Source organism: Bacteroides acidifaciens (assembly GCF_903181435.1).
Classification (GTDB): Bacteria; Bacteroidota; Bacteroidia; order Bacteroidales; family Bacteroidaceae; genus Bacteroides.
This window is the reverse complement of record NZ_CAEUHO010000001.1, coordinates 2,274,088-2,292,169: the sequence shown is the minus strand read 5'-3', so window position 1 is coordinate 2,292,169 and position 18,082 is coordinate 2,274,088. Positions and strand designations below refer to the sequence as shown.

At 46.8% G+C, this 18,082-nt stretch carries 16 protein-coding genes; 3 read left to right on the top strand and 13 right to left on the bottom strand.

Annotation, left to right across the window (positions count from 1 at the left end; genetic code table 11):
• Positions 1-15: 15 nt before the first annotated feature.
• Positions 16-2,025, top strand: a complete 2,010-nt coding sequence (gene mobC / locus CLIN57ABFB40_RS09670) for a conjugal transfer protein MobC (protein ID WP_175629877.1) — start codon at positions 16-18, stop codon at positions 2,023-2,025.
• 43 nt (positions 2,026-2,068) lie between these two features.
• Here the strand turns inward: mobC and CLIN57ABFB40_RS09665 are convergent, their stop codons facing one another.
• From CLIN57ABFB40_RS09665 to CLIN57ABFB40_RS09650, 4 genes are all read right to left on the bottom strand, one after another.
• A complete protein-coding gene (locus CLIN57ABFB40_RS09665; RefSeq protein WP_117749022.1) occupies positions 2,069-3,085 on the bottom strand; it encodes a nucleotidyl transferase AbiEii/AbiGii toxin family protein in 1,017 nt (338 codons plus the stop codon).
• A 9-nt stretch (positions 3,086-3,094) separates the two neighbouring features.
• Positions 3,095-3,796, bottom strand: a complete 702-nt coding sequence (locus CLIN57ABFB40_RS09660) for a DUF6088 family protein (protein WP_011202384.1) — start codon at positions 3,794-3,796, stop codon at positions 3,095-3,097.
• A 681-nt stretch (positions 3,797-4,477) separates the two neighbouring features.
• Positions 4,478-4,888: a hypothetical protein gene (locus CLIN57ABFB40_RS09655; RefSeq protein WP_117749024.1), complete on the bottom strand. Its 411-nt coding sequence runs from the start codon at positions 4,886-4,888 to the stop codon at positions 4,478-4,480.
• Between the two features lie 154 nt (positions 4,889-5,042).
• Entirely contained in the window at positions 5,043-5,627 is a 585-nt protein-coding gene (locus CLIN57ABFB40_RS09650) for a Crp/Fnr family transcriptional regulator (protein ID WP_117749025.1), read from the bottom strand.
• A gap of 474 nt (positions 5,628-6,101) precedes the next feature.
• Here CLIN57ABFB40_RS09650 and CLIN57ABFB40_RS09645 point away from each other — a divergent pair, with 474 nt between their 5' ends.
• Positions 6,102-7,418, top strand: coding sequence for a DUF4099 domain-containing protein (locus CLIN57ABFB40_RS09645; protein WP_175629876.1), 1,317 nt, complete (start codon positions 6,102-6,104; stop codon positions 7,416-7,418).
• A gap of 26 nt (positions 7,419-7,444) precedes the next feature.
• Positions 7,445-9,532 (top strand): type IA DNA topoisomerase, encoded by a 2,088-nt coding sequence (locus CLIN57ABFB40_RS09640; RefSeq protein WP_175629875.1) that lies wholly within the window; start codon positions 7,445-7,447, stop codon positions 9,530-9,532.
• A gap of 96 nt (positions 9,533-9,628) precedes the next feature.
• Here CLIN57ABFB40_RS09640 and CLIN57ABFB40_RS09635 read toward each other — a convergent pair whose 3' ends face one another.
• The 9 genes from CLIN57ABFB40_RS09635 to CLIN57ABFB40_RS09595 all read right to left on the bottom strand — a co-directional run bounded on the left by CLIN57ABFB40_RS09635 (position 9,629) and on the right by CLIN57ABFB40_RS09595 (position 18,003).
• Positions 9,629-10,147 (bottom strand): dihydrofolate reductase family protein, encoded by a 519-nt coding sequence (locus CLIN57ABFB40_RS09635; RefSeq protein ID WP_175629874.1) that lies wholly within the window; start codon positions 10,145-10,147, stop codon positions 9,629-9,631.
• 406 nt (positions 10,148-10,553) lie between these two features.
• On the bottom strand, positions 10,554-12,626 hold the full coding sequence (locus CLIN57ABFB40_RS09630) for a bifunctional DNA primase/helicase (protein WP_175629873.1): 2,073 nt from the start codon (positions 12,624-12,626) through the stop codon (positions 10,554-10,556).
• Positions 12,589-12,948 carry a helix-turn-helix domain-containing protein gene (locus tag CLIN57ABFB40_RS09625; protein ID WP_004329675.1) on the bottom strand — a complete coding sequence of 120 codons (360 nt, stop codon included), beginning with the start codon at positions 12,946-12,948 and terminating at the stop codon, positions 12,589-12,591. Before CLIN57ABFB40_RS09625 ends, CLIN57ABFB40_RS09630 begins: the two co-directional genes overlap by 38 nt.
• Positions 12,949-13,052: 104 nt before the next feature.
• Complete coding sequence (locus CLIN57ABFB40_RS09620) at positions 13,053-13,955, bottom strand: RteC domain-containing protein (protein ID WP_175629872.1); 903 nt, start codon at positions 13,953-13,955, stop codon at positions 13,053-13,055.
• Between the two features lie 31 nt (positions 13,956-13,986).
• The gene (locus CLIN57ABFB40_RS09615; protein WP_175629871.1) at positions 13,987-14,829 is read right to left on the bottom strand and encodes a helix-turn-helix domain-containing protein; all 843 of its coding nucleotides are present in this window, start codon (positions 14,827-14,829) and stop codon (positions 13,987-13,989) included.
• A gap of 28 nt (positions 14,830-14,857) precedes the next feature.
• A complete protein-coding gene (locus CLIN57ABFB40_RS09610) occupies positions 14,858-15,319 on the bottom strand; it encodes a hypothetical protein (protein ID WP_175629870.1) in 462 nt (153 codons plus the stop codon).
• Between the two features lie 50 nt (positions 15,320-15,369).
• Positions 15,370-15,948 (bottom strand): hypothetical protein, encoded by a 579-nt coding sequence (locus CLIN57ABFB40_RS09605; protein ID WP_117749034.1) that lies wholly within the window; start codon positions 15,946-15,948, stop codon positions 15,370-15,372.
• Positions 15,949-16,550: 602 nt separating this feature from the next.
• Positions 16,551-17,300, bottom strand: a complete 750-nt coding sequence (locus CLIN57ABFB40_RS09600) for a hypothetical protein (protein ID WP_175629869.1) — start codon at positions 17,298-17,300, stop codon at positions 16,551-16,553.
• A gap of 49 nt (positions 17,301-17,349) precedes the next feature.
• Positions 17,350-18,003, bottom strand: coding sequence for a hypothetical protein (locus tag CLIN57ABFB40_RS09595; RefSeq protein WP_250705319.1), 654 nt, complete (start codon positions 18,001-18,003; stop codon positions 17,350-17,352).
• Positions 18,004-18,082: the final 79 nt, after the last annotated feature.

Below are 18,082 nucleotides of genomic sequence, written 5' to 3'. Positions count from 1 at the left end.
TAAAAACATACAATTATGCAGCAAGAGGATGATTTGAGAGGGCTTGCAAGGGTCATGGACTTTATGCGGGCTGTCAGTATTCTATTCGTGGGAATAAACGTGTACTGGTTCTGTTACTCCACCCTGAAAGAATGGGGAGTGACCTTTGAAGTGATAGACAAGATACTGTGGAACTTCCAGCGCACCACCGGGCTGTTCTCGTCCGTTCTTTGGACAAAACTTTTTGCGGTGGTGTTCCTCGCCCTGTCGTGCATCGGCACTAAGGGCGTGAAAGAGGAAAAGATAACGTGGACGAAGATACATTGCAGCCTTGCGGCGGGTGTCGTGTTGTTTTTCCTGAACTGGTGGCTGCTGGAACTTCCGCTGCCACATACGGCGGATGCCGTGTTTTATATCGCCACGCTTTCGGTGGGCTATATCTGTATGCTCATGGCGGGTACGTGGATGTCCCGGTTGTTGAAAAACAACCTCATGGATGATGTCTTTAATACCGAGAACGAAAGTTTCCAGCAGGAAACAAGGCTTATCGAGAACGAGTATTCTGTAAATCTGCCTACCCGGTTCTACTATAAGAAGAAGTGGAACAATGGCTATATTAACGTTGTAAACGTTTTTCGTGCGAGCATCGTGTTAGGAACGCCGGGCAGCGGGAAGTCATACGCAGTAGTAAATAATTACATAAAACAGCAAATCGAGAAAGGTTTTGCGCTCTACCTGTATGATTATAAGTTTCCTGACCTTTCGGAAATCGCTTACAATCATTTACTTAACCACTTGGACGGCTACAAGGTTAAGCCGAAATTTTACGTTATCAATTTTGACGACCCACGCAAGAGCCACCGATGCAACCCGATAAATGCCAGCTTCATGTCGGACATTGCGGATGCCTACGAAGCAAGCTACACGATAATGCTTAACCTCAATCGAAGTTGGATAAGCAAGCAGGGCGATTTCTTCGTGGAAAGTCCGATTATCCTTTTGGCGGCTATAATTTGGTATCTCCGTATCTATCAAGGCGGCAGGTATTGCACGTTCCCCCATGCCATTGAACTGCTAAATAAGAAATACGCCGATGTATTCACCATTTTGCGCAGCTACCCCGAACTGGAAAACTACCTTTCCCCATTCGTAGATGCTTGGGAATCAGACGCTCAAGAGCAGTTGCAGGGGCAGATTGCCAGTGCGAAAATCCCGCTTTCAAGAATGATTTCACCCGCCCTTTACTGGGTAATGACGGGTGATGATTTTTCACTTGACATCAACAACCCGAAAGAGCCTAAAATACTGGTTGTCGGCAACAATCCTGACCGCCAAAATATCTACTCGGCAGCACTGGGATTATATAATTCCCGTATCGTGAAGCTGATAAACAAGAAAGGTCAGCTTAAAAGTTCGGTGATAATAGACGAGCTGCCAACGATTTATTTTCGTGGGCTTGACAACCTGATTGCGACCGCCCGAAGCAACAAGGTTGCGGTTCTGTTAGGCTTTCAGGATTACAGTCAACTTACCCGTGACTATGGGGACAAGGAAAGCCGTGTAATCCAAAATACTGTGGGTAACGTGTTCAGCGGTCAGGTAGTCGGTGAAACGGCGAAAATCCTGTCGGAGCGTTTCGGAAAGGTGTTGCAGAAACGGCAGAGCATGACAATCAACCAACGGGAAAAATCCACCTCGATAAGCACCCAAATGGACAGCCTGATACCCGCCAGCAAAATATCCAACCTCACGCAAGGTATGTTCGTGGGGGCAGTAGCGGACAATTTCGATGAACGGATAGAGCAGAAGATTTTCCACTGTGAAATCGTGGTGGACAATGAAAAGGTGAAGCGGGAAACCGCCCGTTACGTGAAGTTGCCGCAGATTATCGACTTCACCGACAAGGACGGCAACGACCGGATGCAGGAGGAGATACAAGCCAACTATGACCGCATCCGTCAGGAAGTCAGGCAGATAGTCGAGAACGAGATAACCCGGATTAAGAACGACCCGGAGTTATGCCACTTGATTAAGGAGGAAGAATAGCTATATATAATAATGTATGGAGTGAAGAACAGCCGATGTAGCTTTACGGTTGTTCTTCATTTTGCTTTTTGGTGCGGTAGGCTTCAAAACGCACTAATATTTCGTGCAGGTTCTTCAATGCTTCCACAGCCTTGCCTATCGGCGGCATCTTGCTTTTGTCAAAAGTCAGTTTCTTCAAATCGGTAGTGTACGCCGTAGCCACTTCGGGTAACGCCATGACCGCTTCGGCATCCTTGAATATCGGTGCATCAGCCAGCGACAAGTGCGAACGGGAGTTTTTATTTAGTCCGTCCTCTATCGTCACCCGGTACATGGCATCCAAGAAATCTTCCGAATGTAGGTAATCGTTATATTCCTGATTGTGGTAGAGTGCCGACAAGTCGTAAACGTCACGGATATGCTTTGCCAACAGTGCGGCTGCATCCTCATTGTAAGACAGCTTTACCAGCCTTGAAACCTTGTCGCAGATAGTCTTTCGGGGGTTGATACACTGCGTTTCAAAACTTTCCAGCCCGTAGGTGCTTATCAGTTCCTCTTGCCCGATGCTTTCAAGAAAGGCGGTTACAATCGGTTTGATAACCCGCTTGTCCGCCGGGTAGAACATCAGTTTTTTGTCCGGCAGGTCACAGGATTTTATCTCTACTTCCAAATGTTCTTTCAGTCCCACGCCTTGAAATACATTGTCATACGAGAAATACAGTTTACGGTAATTACCGCCCGTTTCCGACAAATCTTCCTTGTATATGTCACTATTGAGTTCGGCTATGTATTTGGAAAGTTTCTTGTTCAATGTCTTTTCTGCCTGCTTGGACGCACCTTTATCACCCGTGAACACGAACAAGTCCAAATCTTCCGAGAAACGTTCTATCAGCCCGTAGGCTTTGGAAAGTGAAGTTCCGCCTTTGAAGTAGGTCTTATCCGCATATTCGGACATGGAAATATCCCGCAGTATCTTCGATACCCAGTAATCCTTTTCCACGTGCGACTGCTCGTAGCCGAAATGTTCAGCCGCCAGTGCGATGATTTCCTTGAACGCTTCCTTGTCCGAATGTAAATTCATATTTCTGTCCTATGCCGTTTTATAATCCAAGTTGAACCGTGTCGTGGGAAGAATGGTCTTTGCCATTTCTGTTTGCAACACGGTTTGTCTGATGTCGCCCAGTATATCCGCCACCACCTTTCTGACACGTGGCGGGTAACTTTTCGCCAAAGATACGATTTTTTCCAGTTCCGGCAGGCTGTACCCGTTGAAATATTGGCTTTTGACCCGGTTGTAGATGTCCTGCCCGGTTGTTCCGGGTATGCGCTTCATGTCCTTTATCGCATCGAGCAGCCGCAAGTACGGGACAAGGCTTTCATCCGGGTAGTCCATGCAGTAGGCTTTCACGCACTCTATATCCAAGTTCTTGAAACGGAAACGGCGAACCGGGTTAGGAGTGGCTATCGTTATGGTTGTGGCAACCTGTTCGGTCAGTCCCATTTTGTTATAGATGTAAGCCCCCGTGATATAGCCGTTCAGTTTTTCAGTCAGGTAGCGGAACTGTTCATCCTGATAGACAGGCAACTTTCCCAGCCCCAGCACTGATTTCTTGGGACGGTAGTACGCCCCCTTTTCAACCCGTACCAGTACCCCTTTGCGGCTCTGTTCGGAGAGCAGCACCGCAACATTGGCGGTCTTTTCCGTTTCAAACGATAAATCCCGGAACGTGAATATACGCCCGGTATCTATCCGTTCAATCTGCCCAAGTATCTCTTTCCTGAATGAAGCCATATTTATGTCCTTTGTTTCTATATGCAAAGATAGTATATTATGTAATCACCTGCAAAAACATAACAAAGATTTTGCCGAAGATGTTTTCTTTTTGTCGTGTCACCTGATAATAGAAGAATAACGGAAACTCAATCAAAGGCTTGCCAAACGCTTCACAAATGGCTCACAAGTATAATGCGATTTTTGTAAAACTGTTGATTATAAGCCGAAAACAATATATACAAATGGCTCACAAATGGCTCGTTTAAAGCAAGCGATTAACTTCGGTCTGTACCCGTTTTAAATCTCCAACCAACAGTTGGAGATTTACCGCACCCGGATAATTTCAAGCTCCGCAGGACAAATTCGGGCATCCCTTGCCCCCGTTTTTAGTCGCTATCTGTAGACTGGACTATTATTATACCATTCAATAATCAAATCATTATCGTTATTATGGACATTTAAAGTGAAAAAGATATTCCTATAATGATTAAAGCAATAGATGCAAATATGTATCTATATCTTTTTGTAGAAAACATTGCTCCTATACAAGAGATAGATACAGCAAATTGCATACATTTTAAACTTAACTCTGTAGTCTTAAATATACACATAGACAAAAAAGATAATGCCAAAACAAATAGTATAACATTCAATATATATTTCAGTTTCATATTACTTTTAATGTTCCCATGGTTCAGTTTAATCTATTTTCTCTAATTCAATTGTAGCTACTTTCTCTTTATCCGGACTAATTTCATTCTGTATAATGGTTATATGTTTTTGGGTATAGCTTTTGATAATCCAAGGGGCTCCACCCAAATATAAAGCATTGCTATTAAAGGTGATATATTTCCCTTCTATTGTATAAGTAATATCAATTTCATCGTAACCTTCCCAATTTACTTTTCCTTTCCGAGTATCTATAAATTGCATACCGACCCCCATATTTTGTACTGTCCAAGCCTCACAATGCCCTGTTCCACGCCATGAAGTCTGATAAAGTGCTTCGGGGGTTAATTCATTTGTCTGTTCATTATCATCATCGCAGCTTATAAAACTGAATGTACATAGGAATAGCATAAATATTCCAAGAATTTCTTTTGTTTTCATATTCTCTTTTTTATCTCTTGTTTAACTCATTCAATCTTTATTTTGTTTCTTCGTTGAACCAACCAAAGATAAGACAAAGATAAAAAGAAGAATCCTTTGGCAAATTAAGACGCTCTTGGAATATTGTTATGAATGCAAATTTCTAAACCTATGTTTATTTTTTGTTGTCAAAGCTTTGCTTGCGTCTTATTCGGCTCATGTGTACGGGTGTAATTTTGAGGTAGGATGCTATTTCTTTTAGTGATACCATTTGGAGGATTGCAGGGCATTTTTTTAAAAGTTGGAGGTAACGCTCTTCCGGTGTGAATCTGAATAAATCCAAATAACGTGAATATGATTGGAAATACATCTGTTCGGCTGCGATACGGGCTATCTGTTGGCTTTCTTTGTTCTCCTCGAATTTTTGCTGTAAGAATGCAGAAGAACAGATGTAAATCTCGCACGGGATTATCGCCTGTATATTCAATTCTGATTTCATGCCATATAAGCAAGTGGGATAATCGGCTATAAATTCATTTGAAAAGGAAAAACCGACATTATACGGCTTGTTTTCTGTCCGGTTGGTGCAACTGTATTTGACTACACCTGACAAGATAAACCCGAAGAAAGAACAGGCATCACCTTCATGGAGAATAAACTCATTCTTTTTATAATGTCGTAACTCTCCATGTTTCAGACACAACTCCTTGAAGAAATCTATGTCTATGTTACTCATATATGAATTGAATTCGGCTATCATTTGTATATAAGAGAAATGTTTAGAGGTTTTATCCCGATTTAGTTACCGCAACCGGGTAATTACACTAAATAGTTGATTTTCTTTTGTTTTCTGCGGATGCAAAGGTACAAAAGAAAATGATATTTCAGACAGTCTTTTCCGTTTCAAACGACAAATCCCGGAACCTGAATATACGCCCAGTATCTATCCGTTCAATCTGCCCAAGTATCTCTTTTCTGAATGAAGCCATATTTATGTTCCTTGATTTTATTTACAAAGATAGTGTGATATAATTACCATGTAAAAACATAATGAATATTTTGCTGGTGATATTCTAAATTCTGCGAATAATGTTCGCAGTAATTACCGTACCCGGACAATTTCAGACACCGCAGGACAAATTCGGACATCCCTTGTCGCCTATCCAAATATAGTATATTTAGTCGCTACCTTTGGACGGGACTATTCCCGTAACCACTAAAATTCCAATTATTTATGGCAAACAGAATGACCCCGCCCATAGAGGGGCAGGAAAAAGACGTGCTGCTGGTCTTGGATAAACAGCAGGGCAAGGTGAGTGCCGTTAAGGGTATCGACAAGGAGGGCAATTTGCAGACCGTGCCGCCGACACACGGCGGCGAGTTCATGCAGGTGGACAAGAACAGCGATGTGTTCAGCAACTTCATTTCCAATTTCTTCCGCAAGTTTCAGGACACTTCCGGGCTGGAACTGTTCAGCGTCAAGGCTTCCGAAGCGGAGCGGGACGCAAAGGCAATCGAGGACAACCACCGCAACCCCACGCCGGAGGGTGACAAGCGGGCTGAAATGCTTCGAGTTCCGAAGCCCGACTTCCACGAGTTCAAGCAGGGCTACCGCTTCGACCCGGCAAAAATCGACTGGGAGAACCTGAAGAAAGTCGGCATCACCGCCGACACCCTGAAAAACACGAAGGACTTCGACCGGGTGATGCGTGGCTACAAGTCCCGCAACACTTACACCGTTTCGGGGACGGTGGGCGGCTTCTACCTCAAACCTACCGATGTCAAGCTCTCTTTCTATCAGGCTAAGGACGGCACGGTAGTACCCAAGCTGCACGGCGTGCAGCAGGACGAGAAACTGTTGCAACGCCCGTTCCACGAACACGGGTTTACCAAGCAGGAACAGGGCAACTTGCAAGGCACTGGCAACTTGGGCGGCATCGCTGAAATCCAAGACCCGAAAAACGGCGAGCAAATCCCCGTGTTCGTCAGCCGGGACAGGTACACGCACGAACTGGAGTATATGCGGGCTGACAAGTGGAAATGTCCCGACACCATTTGCGGCGTGCAAGTCAGCCCGGAGCAGAAAGCCGCCTTTGAAGCCGGGCAAGCGGTGAAAATGGAAAACCTGCAATTCAGGGACGGCACGAAGCGCAGTGCCTATTTGCAGGTCAGCGCAGTGGAGCGTGGCTTGGAGTTCCTGCCGAGGTCTGCCGTCCAGTTCTTGCAGCAGGGACAACAGCCCGCAGAGCAGCAGGTAGCCGGAATAAAGGACGGCAAGGGCGTTGAGTTCAACGGTCATGTGCAGCCCGGCGCACAGGGCAAATCCCCCGACAAGGTGCAGCCGAAAGACGTTACCCCCGCCGCCGAGAGCCGGACACAGGTAGCAGTCAATTCAGAGGGCAAGACCAACGAAGCCACCAAACAGGGCAAAGAGCCGCTGAAACAGGGTCAGGACAAGCCCACCGCCAAGCAGAAAGAGAAGCAGGAGAAAGCGCAGGACAAGAGCCTGAAAGCGGACAAGCCCAAGAAGTCCAAAGGAATGAAAATGTAATATCTACCATTAAAAAGTAAAGAATTATGATTGCATTGATAGCAGAGAAGCCCAGCGTGGCAAAGGATATCGCCCGCATCATCGGGGCGACCCAGCGTAATGACGGTTATCTTTCCGGCAACGGGTATATGGTGACATGGGCGTTCGGCCACTTAATCCAGCTTGCCATGCCGGAAGCCTATGGCGTGGCGAACTTCCGCAGGGAGAGCCTGCCCATACTGCCGCCCGAATTCCAGCTAATCCCCCGTCAGGTGAAAGCGGAGAAAGGTTACAAGGCAGACCCCGGCGTGTTGAAACAGTTGAAAGTGATAAAGGAAGTGTTCGACCAGTGCGACCGGATTATTGTCGCCACCGATGCCGGGCGTGAGGGTGAGCTAATCTTCCGCTATATCTTCCATTACCTGAACTGCCGCAAGCCTTTCGTGCGCCTGTGGATAAGCAGCCTTACCGACAAGGCAATCCGTGAGGGGCTGGAAAACCTGCAACCGGGAGAGCGTTACGATAACCTCTACCTCTCTGCCAAGTCCCGCAGCGAAGCGGACTGGCTGATAGGGATAAACGCCACCCAAGCGTTGAGCGTAGCCGCCGGGCAGGGCGTGTTCTCGCTGGGCAGGGTGCAGACACCCACGCTCGTGATGATATGCAGCCGCTATTTGGAGAACAAGAATTTCGTACCCGCCAAGTTTTGGCAACTCAAAGCCCATACCGCCAGCGGGGGAATAAGTTTCACCGCCCAATCGACCGCCAAGTGGGAACAGCAGCCCGAAGCCATAGCCGCCCTGCAACGGGTTAAGGATGCCGGACAACTTGCCGTGAAATCCGTTGAGAGGAAAGAAGCCAACCAAGAACCGCCGCTTCTGTACGACCTTACCACGCTGCAAAAGGAAGCGAACACGAAGCTGAATTTTTCGGCTGACAAGACCCTATCCATAGCGCAAAGCCTGTATGAAAAGAAAGTGATGTCCTATCCGAGAACTGGAAGCCGCTATATATCGGAGGACGTTTTCGATGAAATGCCGGAGCGTGTCGCCCTGTTAGGGCAATACTCCCGCTTTGCCGGGTATGCCGCCGGGCTGGACGGCACACCCTTGAACCGCCGCAGCGTGAATGACGGCAAAGTGACCGACCACCACGCCTTAATCGTTACCGAGAACCTGCCCGTTGAACTAACCAAAGACGAGCGGGCAGTTTACGAGCTGGTAGCCGGGCGTATGCTGGAAGCCTTTTCGGGCAAGTGCGTGAAAGACGTTACCACCGCCATATTGTCGGCTGGAGATACCGACTTCACGGTAAAAGGGTCTGTGATGAAAGTAGCAGGCTGGCGTGCCGTGTTCGGCGAGCAGGAAACGTGCGGGGATGAAGAAGCCGCCAGCCTGCCACCGCTTCAAGAGGGCGAAAGCCTGCCGATTTCCAACGTGGAACTGTTGGAGAAGCAGACCAAGCCGAAACCGCTGCACACGGAAAGCAGCCTGCTTGCGGCAATGGAGAACGCCGGAAAGGAACTGGAAGATGCCGAACTGAAAGCCAGCCTGAAAGATGCCGGGATAGGCACGCCCGCCACCCGTGCGGCGATTATCGAAACGCTGTTCGCCCGCCAGTACATCGTGCGTGAGAAGAAGAACCTTGTGCCTACCGACAAGGGGCTTGCCGTTTATGGGATTGTCAAGGACAAGAAGATTGCCGATGTCGAAATGACGGGTATGTGGGAAACCGCCCTTTCCAAGATAGAAGCGGGAAGCATGGATGCCGACACGTTCCGGAAGGGCATCGAGGTGTACGCAACGCAAATCACGGCGGAACTGCTATCGGTGCAGCTATCTGTCGCTACTGGTGAAACCTGCCCCTGCCCGAAATGCGGTAGCGGGCGCATCCTGTTCTACCCGAAAGTGGCGAAGTGTTCCAACGTGGACTGCACGCTTACCATATTCCGAAACAAGTGCGACAAGCAACTGACCGACAAGCAGATTGTCGAACTGGTGACGAAACGCAAGACCGGGCTAATCAAGGGCTTCAAGGGCAAGAACGGCAAGGCTTTCGATGCTTCGCTTGTGCTGGACGAACAGTTCAATGTCGGTTTTTCATTCCCCGAAAAGAAAGCGAAACCGAAGAAATAGCCTATCTTTGCCACTGAAATTTCATTGTGATAGGTTTTACAACTTATAATAATTGAAATTTTAGTGGTTGCGCCCGGCGGGAACCGGGCGCATTTTTTATACGCTCCCGCCAAACAGGTAGGTCGAACAGACCACCCCGTTATCCAGCACCCTGCTTTCCGAGAGTTTCCAATGTGAGCCGAATGTTTCCCCGATAAAGCCGATGCCTTTGCCCGCCATGACCGGGACGGTGTAGATTGTCAGGCTGTCCAGCAACCCGGCTTTAATCAATGAAGTAAGCAGCTTGCCGCCGCCCACCACCAGTATGTCGGTTTCCTGTTTCAGTTCATAAATTCTTTGCAGCGGTTCTTCGGTCAGGAACTCCACGCCGCAGTCCGGCGTCACGTTGGTGTCGTAGTGTGACACCACAAAAGACCGTTTGCTTTTGTGCGGCCACCCGCCCCAGTGTTCAAAGATGTAGTTGTAGGTGTTCGCCCCCATAAGCAGGCAGCTTGCGGCGGCGTGTTCCCTTGCCGCCAGTTCCTTGACCTCACCGGGCATCCAGTCCAGTTCATAGTCCGGCGTGGCGGTATGCCCGTCCAGCGATACGGCGATGTGCGCTTTGATTTGTTCCATATTGTCAGGTATTAAAGTGATATAAATCCCTACTGTCTTTGCACGTTAGCCGCCACCTAAAAAGAAAGCGTGGCATGACGCTGTTTCAAAGTAGAGGTACTGGCATACCCAAATGTGGAAACAGTGCAGCCACGCTATGACAAACGCATAGCATATCCTGCGCTGAATATCCCCACATTTTGAAAAGTGCCAGTTTTCTACTTTGGGACGTTCGGCGAACGTATATGTTATATATAAAGGCAATATTCCGGCAACCGCCGTCCAACTGCCGTTACTTTTTTCGTGTAACTTCTGCAAAGTTAAGCAAATACCCTGAATTTTCACGTGCAAACAGAAAAAATCCTGCCGTGTTTCACAACAGGGCAGGACACAAGCACCTAAAAATACACAAGTTCAGCCCATACGCCTACGGGCAGCTTGCGTTCCTTTGAAGATTATATGAACCTATGACAAAACAGCTTTGGTTCGCCGTGTCTTTGGTGATGATGTCCCTTTCCCGCATGAAGCGGATATAGCTCTTTGCGGTGCGCTCCTTGATGTCCAAGACCTGCTGCAACTGCTCGCAAAGGTCTATGTAGGTGATGCGTGTCTGCCGCCCGAAGATGTCACGTGCGACATTCACCAGTTCCCTTTCCTTGCGCTTCTCCTTTTCCTCACGGGGCTTCTCGCCCTTGTACACGTGCATCCCGGCTTCCTTGTCCCATGCAAAGAGCATCAGCGGCACGTCCAGCGGGCTTCCGTCCCTTACTTTCAGGGCTTTTACCACCGACTGGGCGGGTTCATCGTCTTTCTCTATCGAAAGGATTGTAGCCGCCTTGCGCTGCAACTCGCTGCCCAAATGTCCCCGCAGTTTCAATCCGTTGGGGACGAAATGCAGCACGCACAGAATACACGTGTTGTAGATGCCAGCCAGCCGATAAAGTTCATCTATCACCGCCACGCTTTCCGCTTCATCGTTGGCACTCTTAACAAGGTCGGCGATGCCGTCAATGACGACCAACTGGATGCCGCCGTACTGGTAGTAGAACTTGTCCATGCTCTGCACAATGGCGTTCAGGCGTTCCTTGCGTGACATACCCGTCAGGCAGAACGCTTTCAGTTCATCGGGTTTGTCCTGCTGCCCCGCTCGTGCCAGCAGGTTGCCTACATTCTTGAACAGTTGCACTTCCGACTGTTCGGTGTCATAGAGCAAGACCGCCTTGTGCCTGCCGTTGGCGGTTATCTGTATGCCCAGCGTATCTATGTCCGCACCAGCCGGGCAGATGCAGCCCGCCACGATTGCGGCTACATAATTGCTCTTGCCCGTTCCCTCGCCCCCGGTGATGCCGAACAGGTTGCCTTGTGTCCCTAACGGAACGTCACCCGCCGAAATAATCTCTTGCGCTTTGGCGGGCGGGTTGTTGAAATCTATCTCGCACGATTTTAGCATAATTAGTGTGTCGCTATACAGGTTGTCTAAAAATTCTATAAACAGTTTCAGGAAATCTTCACGGGTGTTCCCGGCTTTGAAGTAGTCGGATATGTCCTTTTCCTCTTTCGTTCCCGGAAGCGGGAGCAGCAGGCGTTTCACGCCAAATTCTTCCAACAGTTTTTCCTGCTTGCGTGAACTTTCCCTGCCCGTCTTGTCCATGTCAAAGAGCAGGACGATGTGCTTGAAGCGGAACGTCAGCCGATAAACCAGCGTGGGCGGTATCGTCACCGTTTCGCTGTTGAAGCAGATAGCGTGAAAACCATGCGCCGCCAATGAAAGTACGTCTTTCTCGCCGCCCGTGATAAAGAGCGTATCGCCTTTGGCGGGCAGTTGCTCCAGCCCGAAACAGTAGTTTTCGCCGAAGCTGCCGCCGTAGAGGAAGCGGGGCGTGGAGAACGGGCGGTACAGCTTGATGTGCTGTTTGCCCTTGTAGCCGTACATGGGTTCTGCCACCGATGAAGTGTAGGTGTACGGCTTCCCCTCTGCCGTTTCACTGTTGTATTCCCGGAGCGAGCAGACCTTGTAACGTTCCAGCAGTTCGGGCGTGATGCCGTACTGTTGCCAGTACACCAGTTCGGCAAGCGGGAACTTCTGTTCCCGGAACTGGTAGGGCTTGACGGGCTTTTCGGTTGTTTCTTCGGGTTTGTCCGGCACTGCCCGGCGGACGGTTGCCGGGGGAACGGAAACCGGGGTGCCGGATGCCAGCCCCAAGCCCAAATCCCGGTCGATGATTTCCAGTATTTCCACGAAGTCAGCCGCCCGGTTGCAGTCCAGCCCCTTTAACTGCCCCACGAGGAAGAAACAATCGCCGCTGTAACTGTCGTTGCCGAAGTCTTTCATCTTGTAGATACCGCCCCGGCGGTCGAAATAGATGTTGCAGGAAGCCTTGCTGTCCTCGTACAGCGGGTTAAGGAAGTTGCGACCTATGCGCCAGTTGCCGGGCAGGTAGTGTTTGAACACCGCCAGCCCGTTACTTGTCCTTTCTAAGATTTCCTCTTTCCTTAGCATACAGTTGGTGGTTGGTTATCAGGTTGTCGATGTTCTCCTTGTTGCTCCTTATCAGGCGTTCTTCCAGCATCCGGCGTATCTCGCTGACCTTGTAGAAGTAGCGTCCCCTGATGTTGGAATAGGCGATAGTCCCCGACACCCGCAGGCGTTGCAGGGTCTTTTCGCTTATTTTCAGGAACGTGCAGACCTCGTAGCTGTCCACCCACATATCTTCCTCGCTTTGTCTTGCCGTTTCCACGTGGTTGAAGATGTAGTCGGCAATGGCGGTAATCTTGTTGTCCAGCTCCTTGTAGGCTTTGGACTCGAATGTTATTATTTCCATAATGGTAACTAATTGATTTGCCGCAAAGTTCGGGTGTCCTGAAAAATAAAACGCCACAGGCGAACCCACCTGTGGCGAAATAAATTTTGTTAAAGCACGGTTGCCTAATCCTGCTCCCTCATGCGCAGCAGCAACCTTTCTTTCAGGGTGGAGAGGAAGCCCGTGCGGTCTTTGGTCTTGGCTTTGAGTTCCATGTAGGTATGGTAGAAGTCGCCGAGGTCGATGTCGAACACATATTCAAAATAGGCTACAATCTCCTTTATCTCAACCGTTCCCTTGTTCAGACAGCCGCAGGCGTCCAGTGCGTAGACAAGCTCCACCAACGCCCTTTTCGTCCCCGTCCAGCGCAGCACCTTTCCCGTGAAGCCGTTCTTCACCCGCTTGCGCTGTTCCCGGCGTTCCAGCTCGTGCAGTCGGTTGGTGAGGTATATTTCCAGCAATTCGTTGGCTAAAATCTTGGCTACCTTGAAGTCGTGACTGGTGCTGAACTGTGGGTCTGTTTCGTAATAGAAACTGTCCACAATGATTTGTATGTCAGGCTTCCCACGCATGAAATACTGCCTGTCCAAGTAGGTGGCTTTCGTGCGGTGGTACTGGTAGAACGCCAAGTTCCGCTGGAACGACTTTGAAATCCGGTCGGTTTCCGACAGCAGGTAGTCCCGCTGCACGTCCTCGCTGCCGCTGGGGAAGCGCACCTCTATCTTGTAAACGGTGTTGTAATAGATGATTTTGCTTGCTAAAAGCGGTTTCAGTTCCTTGAAGAAGTGTATTTCTTCTTCCGTGCTGGCGAACGGGTAGGAGATTATAAAGGTTTTGAGTTCGCCCAGTATCTCTTGCAGGTAGTCCACGCACAGGCGGCAGAGCGTCAGCGTGTCCGCTGCGGTGTCCTCGTATTCCTGTATCTGCCATTCCACTTTTTGAAGCAGTCCGGCGAAGTATGTTTCCAACAGTATCTTATGTTCCATAACCTTGTGCTTATCTTTTATGAAGCACAAAGTTACGGGCATAAAAAATCTGTTTTATTCTTGATTTTTCACATTACGTTCTTGTAACTGTGCATTTTCTTGTTTCCTGCGCTTTTCTGCGTATTTCTCCGGGGGTATCTAAAAGATACGCCTTGCAGAAGTCGTTCAGGTTCGATGTCGATGCGAACCCGGTGGTGAACGCCACTTCGGTAAGCGTGAGGTTTGTGTTCATCAGGTAGTGTTCCACGTCCTTTACCCGTTCCTTTATCACCCATTCCTTAGCCGTGTACCCGGTCATTTTCTTTACCTTTCGCCGGAACGAGCCGTATTCCATGCCGCATTTGTCCGCCAGTTGCTCGGCATCATAGACCATGTAGCCTTTCAGACGTACCATTTCGGTGAACGTCTGCCTGCCCAGTTCCGGCAGCATCCGTTCGGCGTGGCGCAGCTCCTTTTCCGTCACCAGCAGTCGGTTGTCCCTCACCGGGTTTCTCCGCAGCAGGTGGAAAGCGTGGCATACCGTGTTGTACACGTTGCAGAGGTACTGCCGTCCCGGTCGCATCCAGTGGAGCGCATCGCAGTAGGCGGTCAGTTCGGGTATGTCGTCCCGCTTGCGGTGCTGTTCCGCCAGTTCGTCCAGTATGGCGTAACGGGTGGTGGACATACCCAGCAGGATGATGATTGCCTTGTAGTCCTTGTATGTCGCCAGTGTCGGCGTTTCCGGCAGGCTTTTGAGCGTGTCGCACACGTGGGCGCACAGCCGCCCGTCCTTGCTGAACGGTTCAAGTTCCAAGTAGTTGTCCATTTTCCGGCTGTTGTGCAGCAGCCATGTTACCTTTTCGTCCAGTTCCTTGCAGGACGCTTCCAGCTCCGCTTCGGGAGCGGGAAGCAATAATGATGTAATCCGTTGTTCCATATCTGATGTTTTATATATGAATGACATATCATTTGTTCCACCTCACGCAATCCGTCCACCCCCATTCATCGAACAGCCATGTTTCTAAGAAGAAAAGTACAAAGGGTAGCAGGAACAGAAAATATGCCTGTACTGCGCTGATATGCTTAGAGCGGCGGTAGCGGTTCAACAATGCCTGTACACGGGCTTTCCTGTATCGTGCAAGAATAAATACACAAATAAGCAAAAACATTGTACCTAAATAACCAAGATGTAAGGACGACCATTGCGGTACACTGTTAATCAGGAGAAAGTTGCCGGGCAGAACTACTACCCACCACCAATACCAAAACAGCAGTATAAAACCTGACATCCGTCCTATCTTCTTGCCCCAAACCTCTCCTTTGAAATATAGGTAGTCAAAAAAATAGTATCTGTAATTCGTCCGGTTTGCACGTTGCTTCACTCGTTCAAAATAGTTATCTGTATTTTTTATTCCTTTATTATTCATAATGGTTAGCAGGGAACGGCTTGTCCGCTATCCTGCGTTGTTAGCTATATCTATTTTAGAAAATCCAAATCAAAATAATATTGATTGTCATTCTTCGGATTTATGTAAATCGTTGCCACTCCATAATATTGCAATAGCATTTCCAATGAAACTTTTTCCTTCAAAATTGCATCACTGCGAAATGTTTTTGTCTTTCCTTTGTATGGAGTGGTGTACGTCACGGTGCATATTGCAGTGGACACTACTTGTTCACTATGATAAATGTCAGGAAACAAAGAGCCGCTAACACCATTCCAAAACTGGGTTTCCCATGAATTGAATACCTTAAAGACTGGCTCTTGCATCCTTGATTTCTTGCTACTCCATTTCTGCGCACAGACTTTACATTGGCTTAAATCAACCGATAATCGTGTTCCATGCTTTTTTATCTGTTTGATTGCCTGCCTTGCTCTATATCTACGAATAGCTGCACCTATAAGATTGTGATTTAACCATACAAGTAATAAAACCACTCCCGGTATTCCAATGGCATACCACCTTCTGGCAAAACAAATGCCCATACCGAATACATAAATCCAAATAAAAATAAATCCAAGTATTCTCAATATTTTATTCTCATAGATTTTCATGTCATATAATTACAGCTAATGGTTAGAAAGGAGCATCGTTAGATGCTATCTTTTGTTGTTACTAACTTATTTATATTTCTCAATCCGATAAATTATTGATACTTCATAACTTGCTCGATATTTAAAACTGATAAAGAAAGAGCATTAAAAGAAGACCGACAATAAGTATAATATACCTGATACTTAATACCGCCTTATCTGAATATTTGGCATTATAAATATTGTCTTGAAATTTCTTAAATAATACAAGAGTCCTTTTCTTATTATAATATATGTATACACCAATCCAAGGAAGTATAAAGCCGATTATCCATATAACAAGTGTTGTTAGTTTGGATATGTACGAAAAAAAGAAATTTCCTGTCAAGAAAAATGAAAACAAAAAAGATGCGAACATATAAGTTATTGAAATAACTTCCGATAAGATGCAGGCTGCACCAAAACGTGGAAATTCCTCATTTTTTAAGCAAATCAAATAATATCTATAAAATAAATAGTCAATAATCTTTTTCATAAGCGACTGTTACAAAACATCAATTATATAATTGTCAGTAATGGCTAAGCGGGGAACGCTGTAAGCGTTATCACGCTTTGTTATAAACTCAAATTACTTTGCATGATTGGCTTTTATTTACCCACCATTCCTGTTCTTCCACCTCACGAGCCTTTTGTATCTCGTCCGTTGTCAGATTTTCATTGTGATAGGCATTATATAGATTTTCCCAACCATTCTTACGATATTTCGGTGATACAATCCATTCACCTGCATCATTAAACAGGCAGAAGTTTGCAGGAGTATCGGGTATAATCTCATCTGCCCAAGAACAGACTTTTGTCAGTCCCTTTGCGGATTTCCACTTACCCCGATATTCAGATAAGTTCAATTTCAGTTCTGCTATTTCATTCCGTCCTTTCTCTATTTGCTGTCCGCTCATCCGATACCCCTGCTTGAAAGAACCGGAGAATGTACCGCTATATCGTTTATCTCCGTATTCCGCAAACGAGTAATACCCGTATATGAAACCGTCCAATTCCGTATATTCACTTTTTATCATTTGGAAACAGGAAGAAATGCTATCTATACAAACCTTTCCCTTAAACGGACAGATTACGGATAATCGGGTACGACTGATACCCTTTATCTCATATTCTCTACTATCCATTTTCCGAACTTCGGTAATATGAATATCAATTCGGCTACAATCTTCTCCTAATATGCCAATCATGCTTAAATTGTCAAACAAGCCCGAAAGGTCTTGCTGCAAAATATCCGCTTTGGGATTTTGTGAATAGGCTACTCCACAACACCAAAAGAGTAAAAAGATAATGATATGGTATATTTTCTGTTTCATATTTTGCACTATTGTTTATAATGGTTTGGAAAGGAACACCGTTTAGGGGTTATCTTTCCTTGTTATGAACTTCTTCCAAATATTCTTCTATGCTAAAAATGTGAGTATCATTATCACACCGCTCTAAATTCTCGTTGCTGTCGTTATTGTCTTTTCGGAAAGCAAATAGATAGGCATAATTTTTATTGCAGTTTTCTCTGTCTGTTTCCGAGTAAGGGTGTTTTCGTTTTAACCCGTAAATGTCAAAGCGATAATTACCTTTGGGCATTTGTATTTCATCAGAATGATAAAACGAATGTGGGTTATCATTTATATCAAATACTTCTCCCATAAACACACATTGACTTTTAGCTATCAAATCACGGTGTTCTTCAAAAAACTCAAAGGAAGAAAAGCAAAGTTTATCATCTGTTCCGATTGTAATAAACCAATCTTTATAAAGATAAACCTGTTCCCAATCCTCTGGAATATTCACATCTTTTTCTGTTGTGATATAGATTGAATATTGATACGTTGGTATTTGATAGATAGGCAATGCTATCCCTTTGGCAATCATTTCCAAAAACATATCCTTATGCTTATCAAGATACGACAGCATTTTCTTTGCTCGGCATTTCTTCTCTTGCATCCATTCATTGAATGTACCGGGCGAATATATGAATAGCCCATAACCGAAAGCATAAATGCTATTTAGTTCTTTCATACTCATATTTTTGCGCTTTAATTGTTCATAATGGTTAGCAGGGAACGGCTTGTCCGTTATCCTGCGTTGTTAGCGAAAT

Coding starts and splice junctions, on each gene's coding strand:
- CLIN57ABFB40_RS09640 (WP_175629875.1), top strand. CDS start 7,445: ATGATTGCATTGATAGCAGAGAAGCCCAGCGTGGCAAAGGATATCGCC.
- CLIN57ABFB40_RS09595 (WP_250705319.1), bottom strand. CDS start 18,003: ATGAAAGAACTAAATAGCATTTATGCTTTCGGTTATGGGCTATTCATA.
- CLIN57ABFB40_RS09645 (WP_175629876.1), top strand. CDS start 6,102: ATGGCAAACAGAATGACCCCGCCCATAGAGGGGCAGGAAAAAGACGTG.
- CLIN57ABFB40_RS09635 (WP_175629874.1), bottom strand. CDS start 10,147: ATGGAACAAATCAAAGCGCACATCGCCGTATCGCTGGACGGGCATACC.
- CLIN57ABFB40_RS09620 (WP_175629872.1), bottom strand. CDS start 13,955: ATGCCCGTAACTTTGTGCTTCATAAAAGATAAGCACAAGGTTATGGAA.
- CLIN57ABFB40_RS09610 (WP_175629870.1), bottom strand. CDS start 15,319: ATGAATAATAAAGGAATAAAAAATACAGATAACTATTTTGAACGAGTG.
- CLIN57ABFB40_RS09660 (WP_011202384.1), bottom strand. CDS start 3,796: ATGGCTTCATTCAGGAAAGAGATACTTGGGCAGATTGAACGGATAGAT.
- CLIN57ABFB40_RS09625 (WP_004329675.1), bottom strand. CDS start 12,948: ATGGAAATAATAACATTCGAGTCCAAAGCCTACAAGGAGCTGGACAAC.
- CLIN57ABFB40_RS09655 (WP_117749024.1), bottom strand. CDS start 4,888: ATGAAAACAAAAGAAATTCTTGGAATATTTATGCTATTCCTATGTACA.
- CLIN57ABFB40_RS09650 (WP_117749025.1), bottom strand. CDS start 5,627: ATGATAGCCGAATTCAATTCATATATGAGTAACATAGACATAGATTTC.
- CLIN57ABFB40_RS09630 (WP_175629873.1), bottom strand. CDS start 12,626: ATGCTAAGGAAAGAGGAAATCTTAGAAAGGACAAGTAACGGGCTGGCG.
- CLIN57ABFB40_RS09605 (WP_117749034.1), bottom strand. CDS start 15,948: ATGAAAATCTATGAGAATAAAATATTGAGAATACTTGGATTTATTTTT.
- CLIN57ABFB40_RS09600 (WP_175629869.1), bottom strand. CDS start 17,300: ATGAAACAGAAAATATACCATATCATTATCTTTTTACTCTTTTGGTGT.
- CLIN57ABFB40_RS09665 (WP_117749022.1), bottom strand. CDS start 3,085: ATGAATTTACATTCGGACAAGGAAGCGTTCAAGGAAATCATCGCACTG.
- CLIN57ABFB40_RS09615 (WP_175629871.1), bottom strand. CDS start 14,829: ATGGAACAACGGATTACATCATTATTGCTTCCCGCTCCCGAAGCGGAG.
- mobC (WP_175629877.1), top strand. CDS start 16: ATGCAGCAAGAGGATGATTTGAGAGGGCTTGCAAGGGTCATGGACTTT.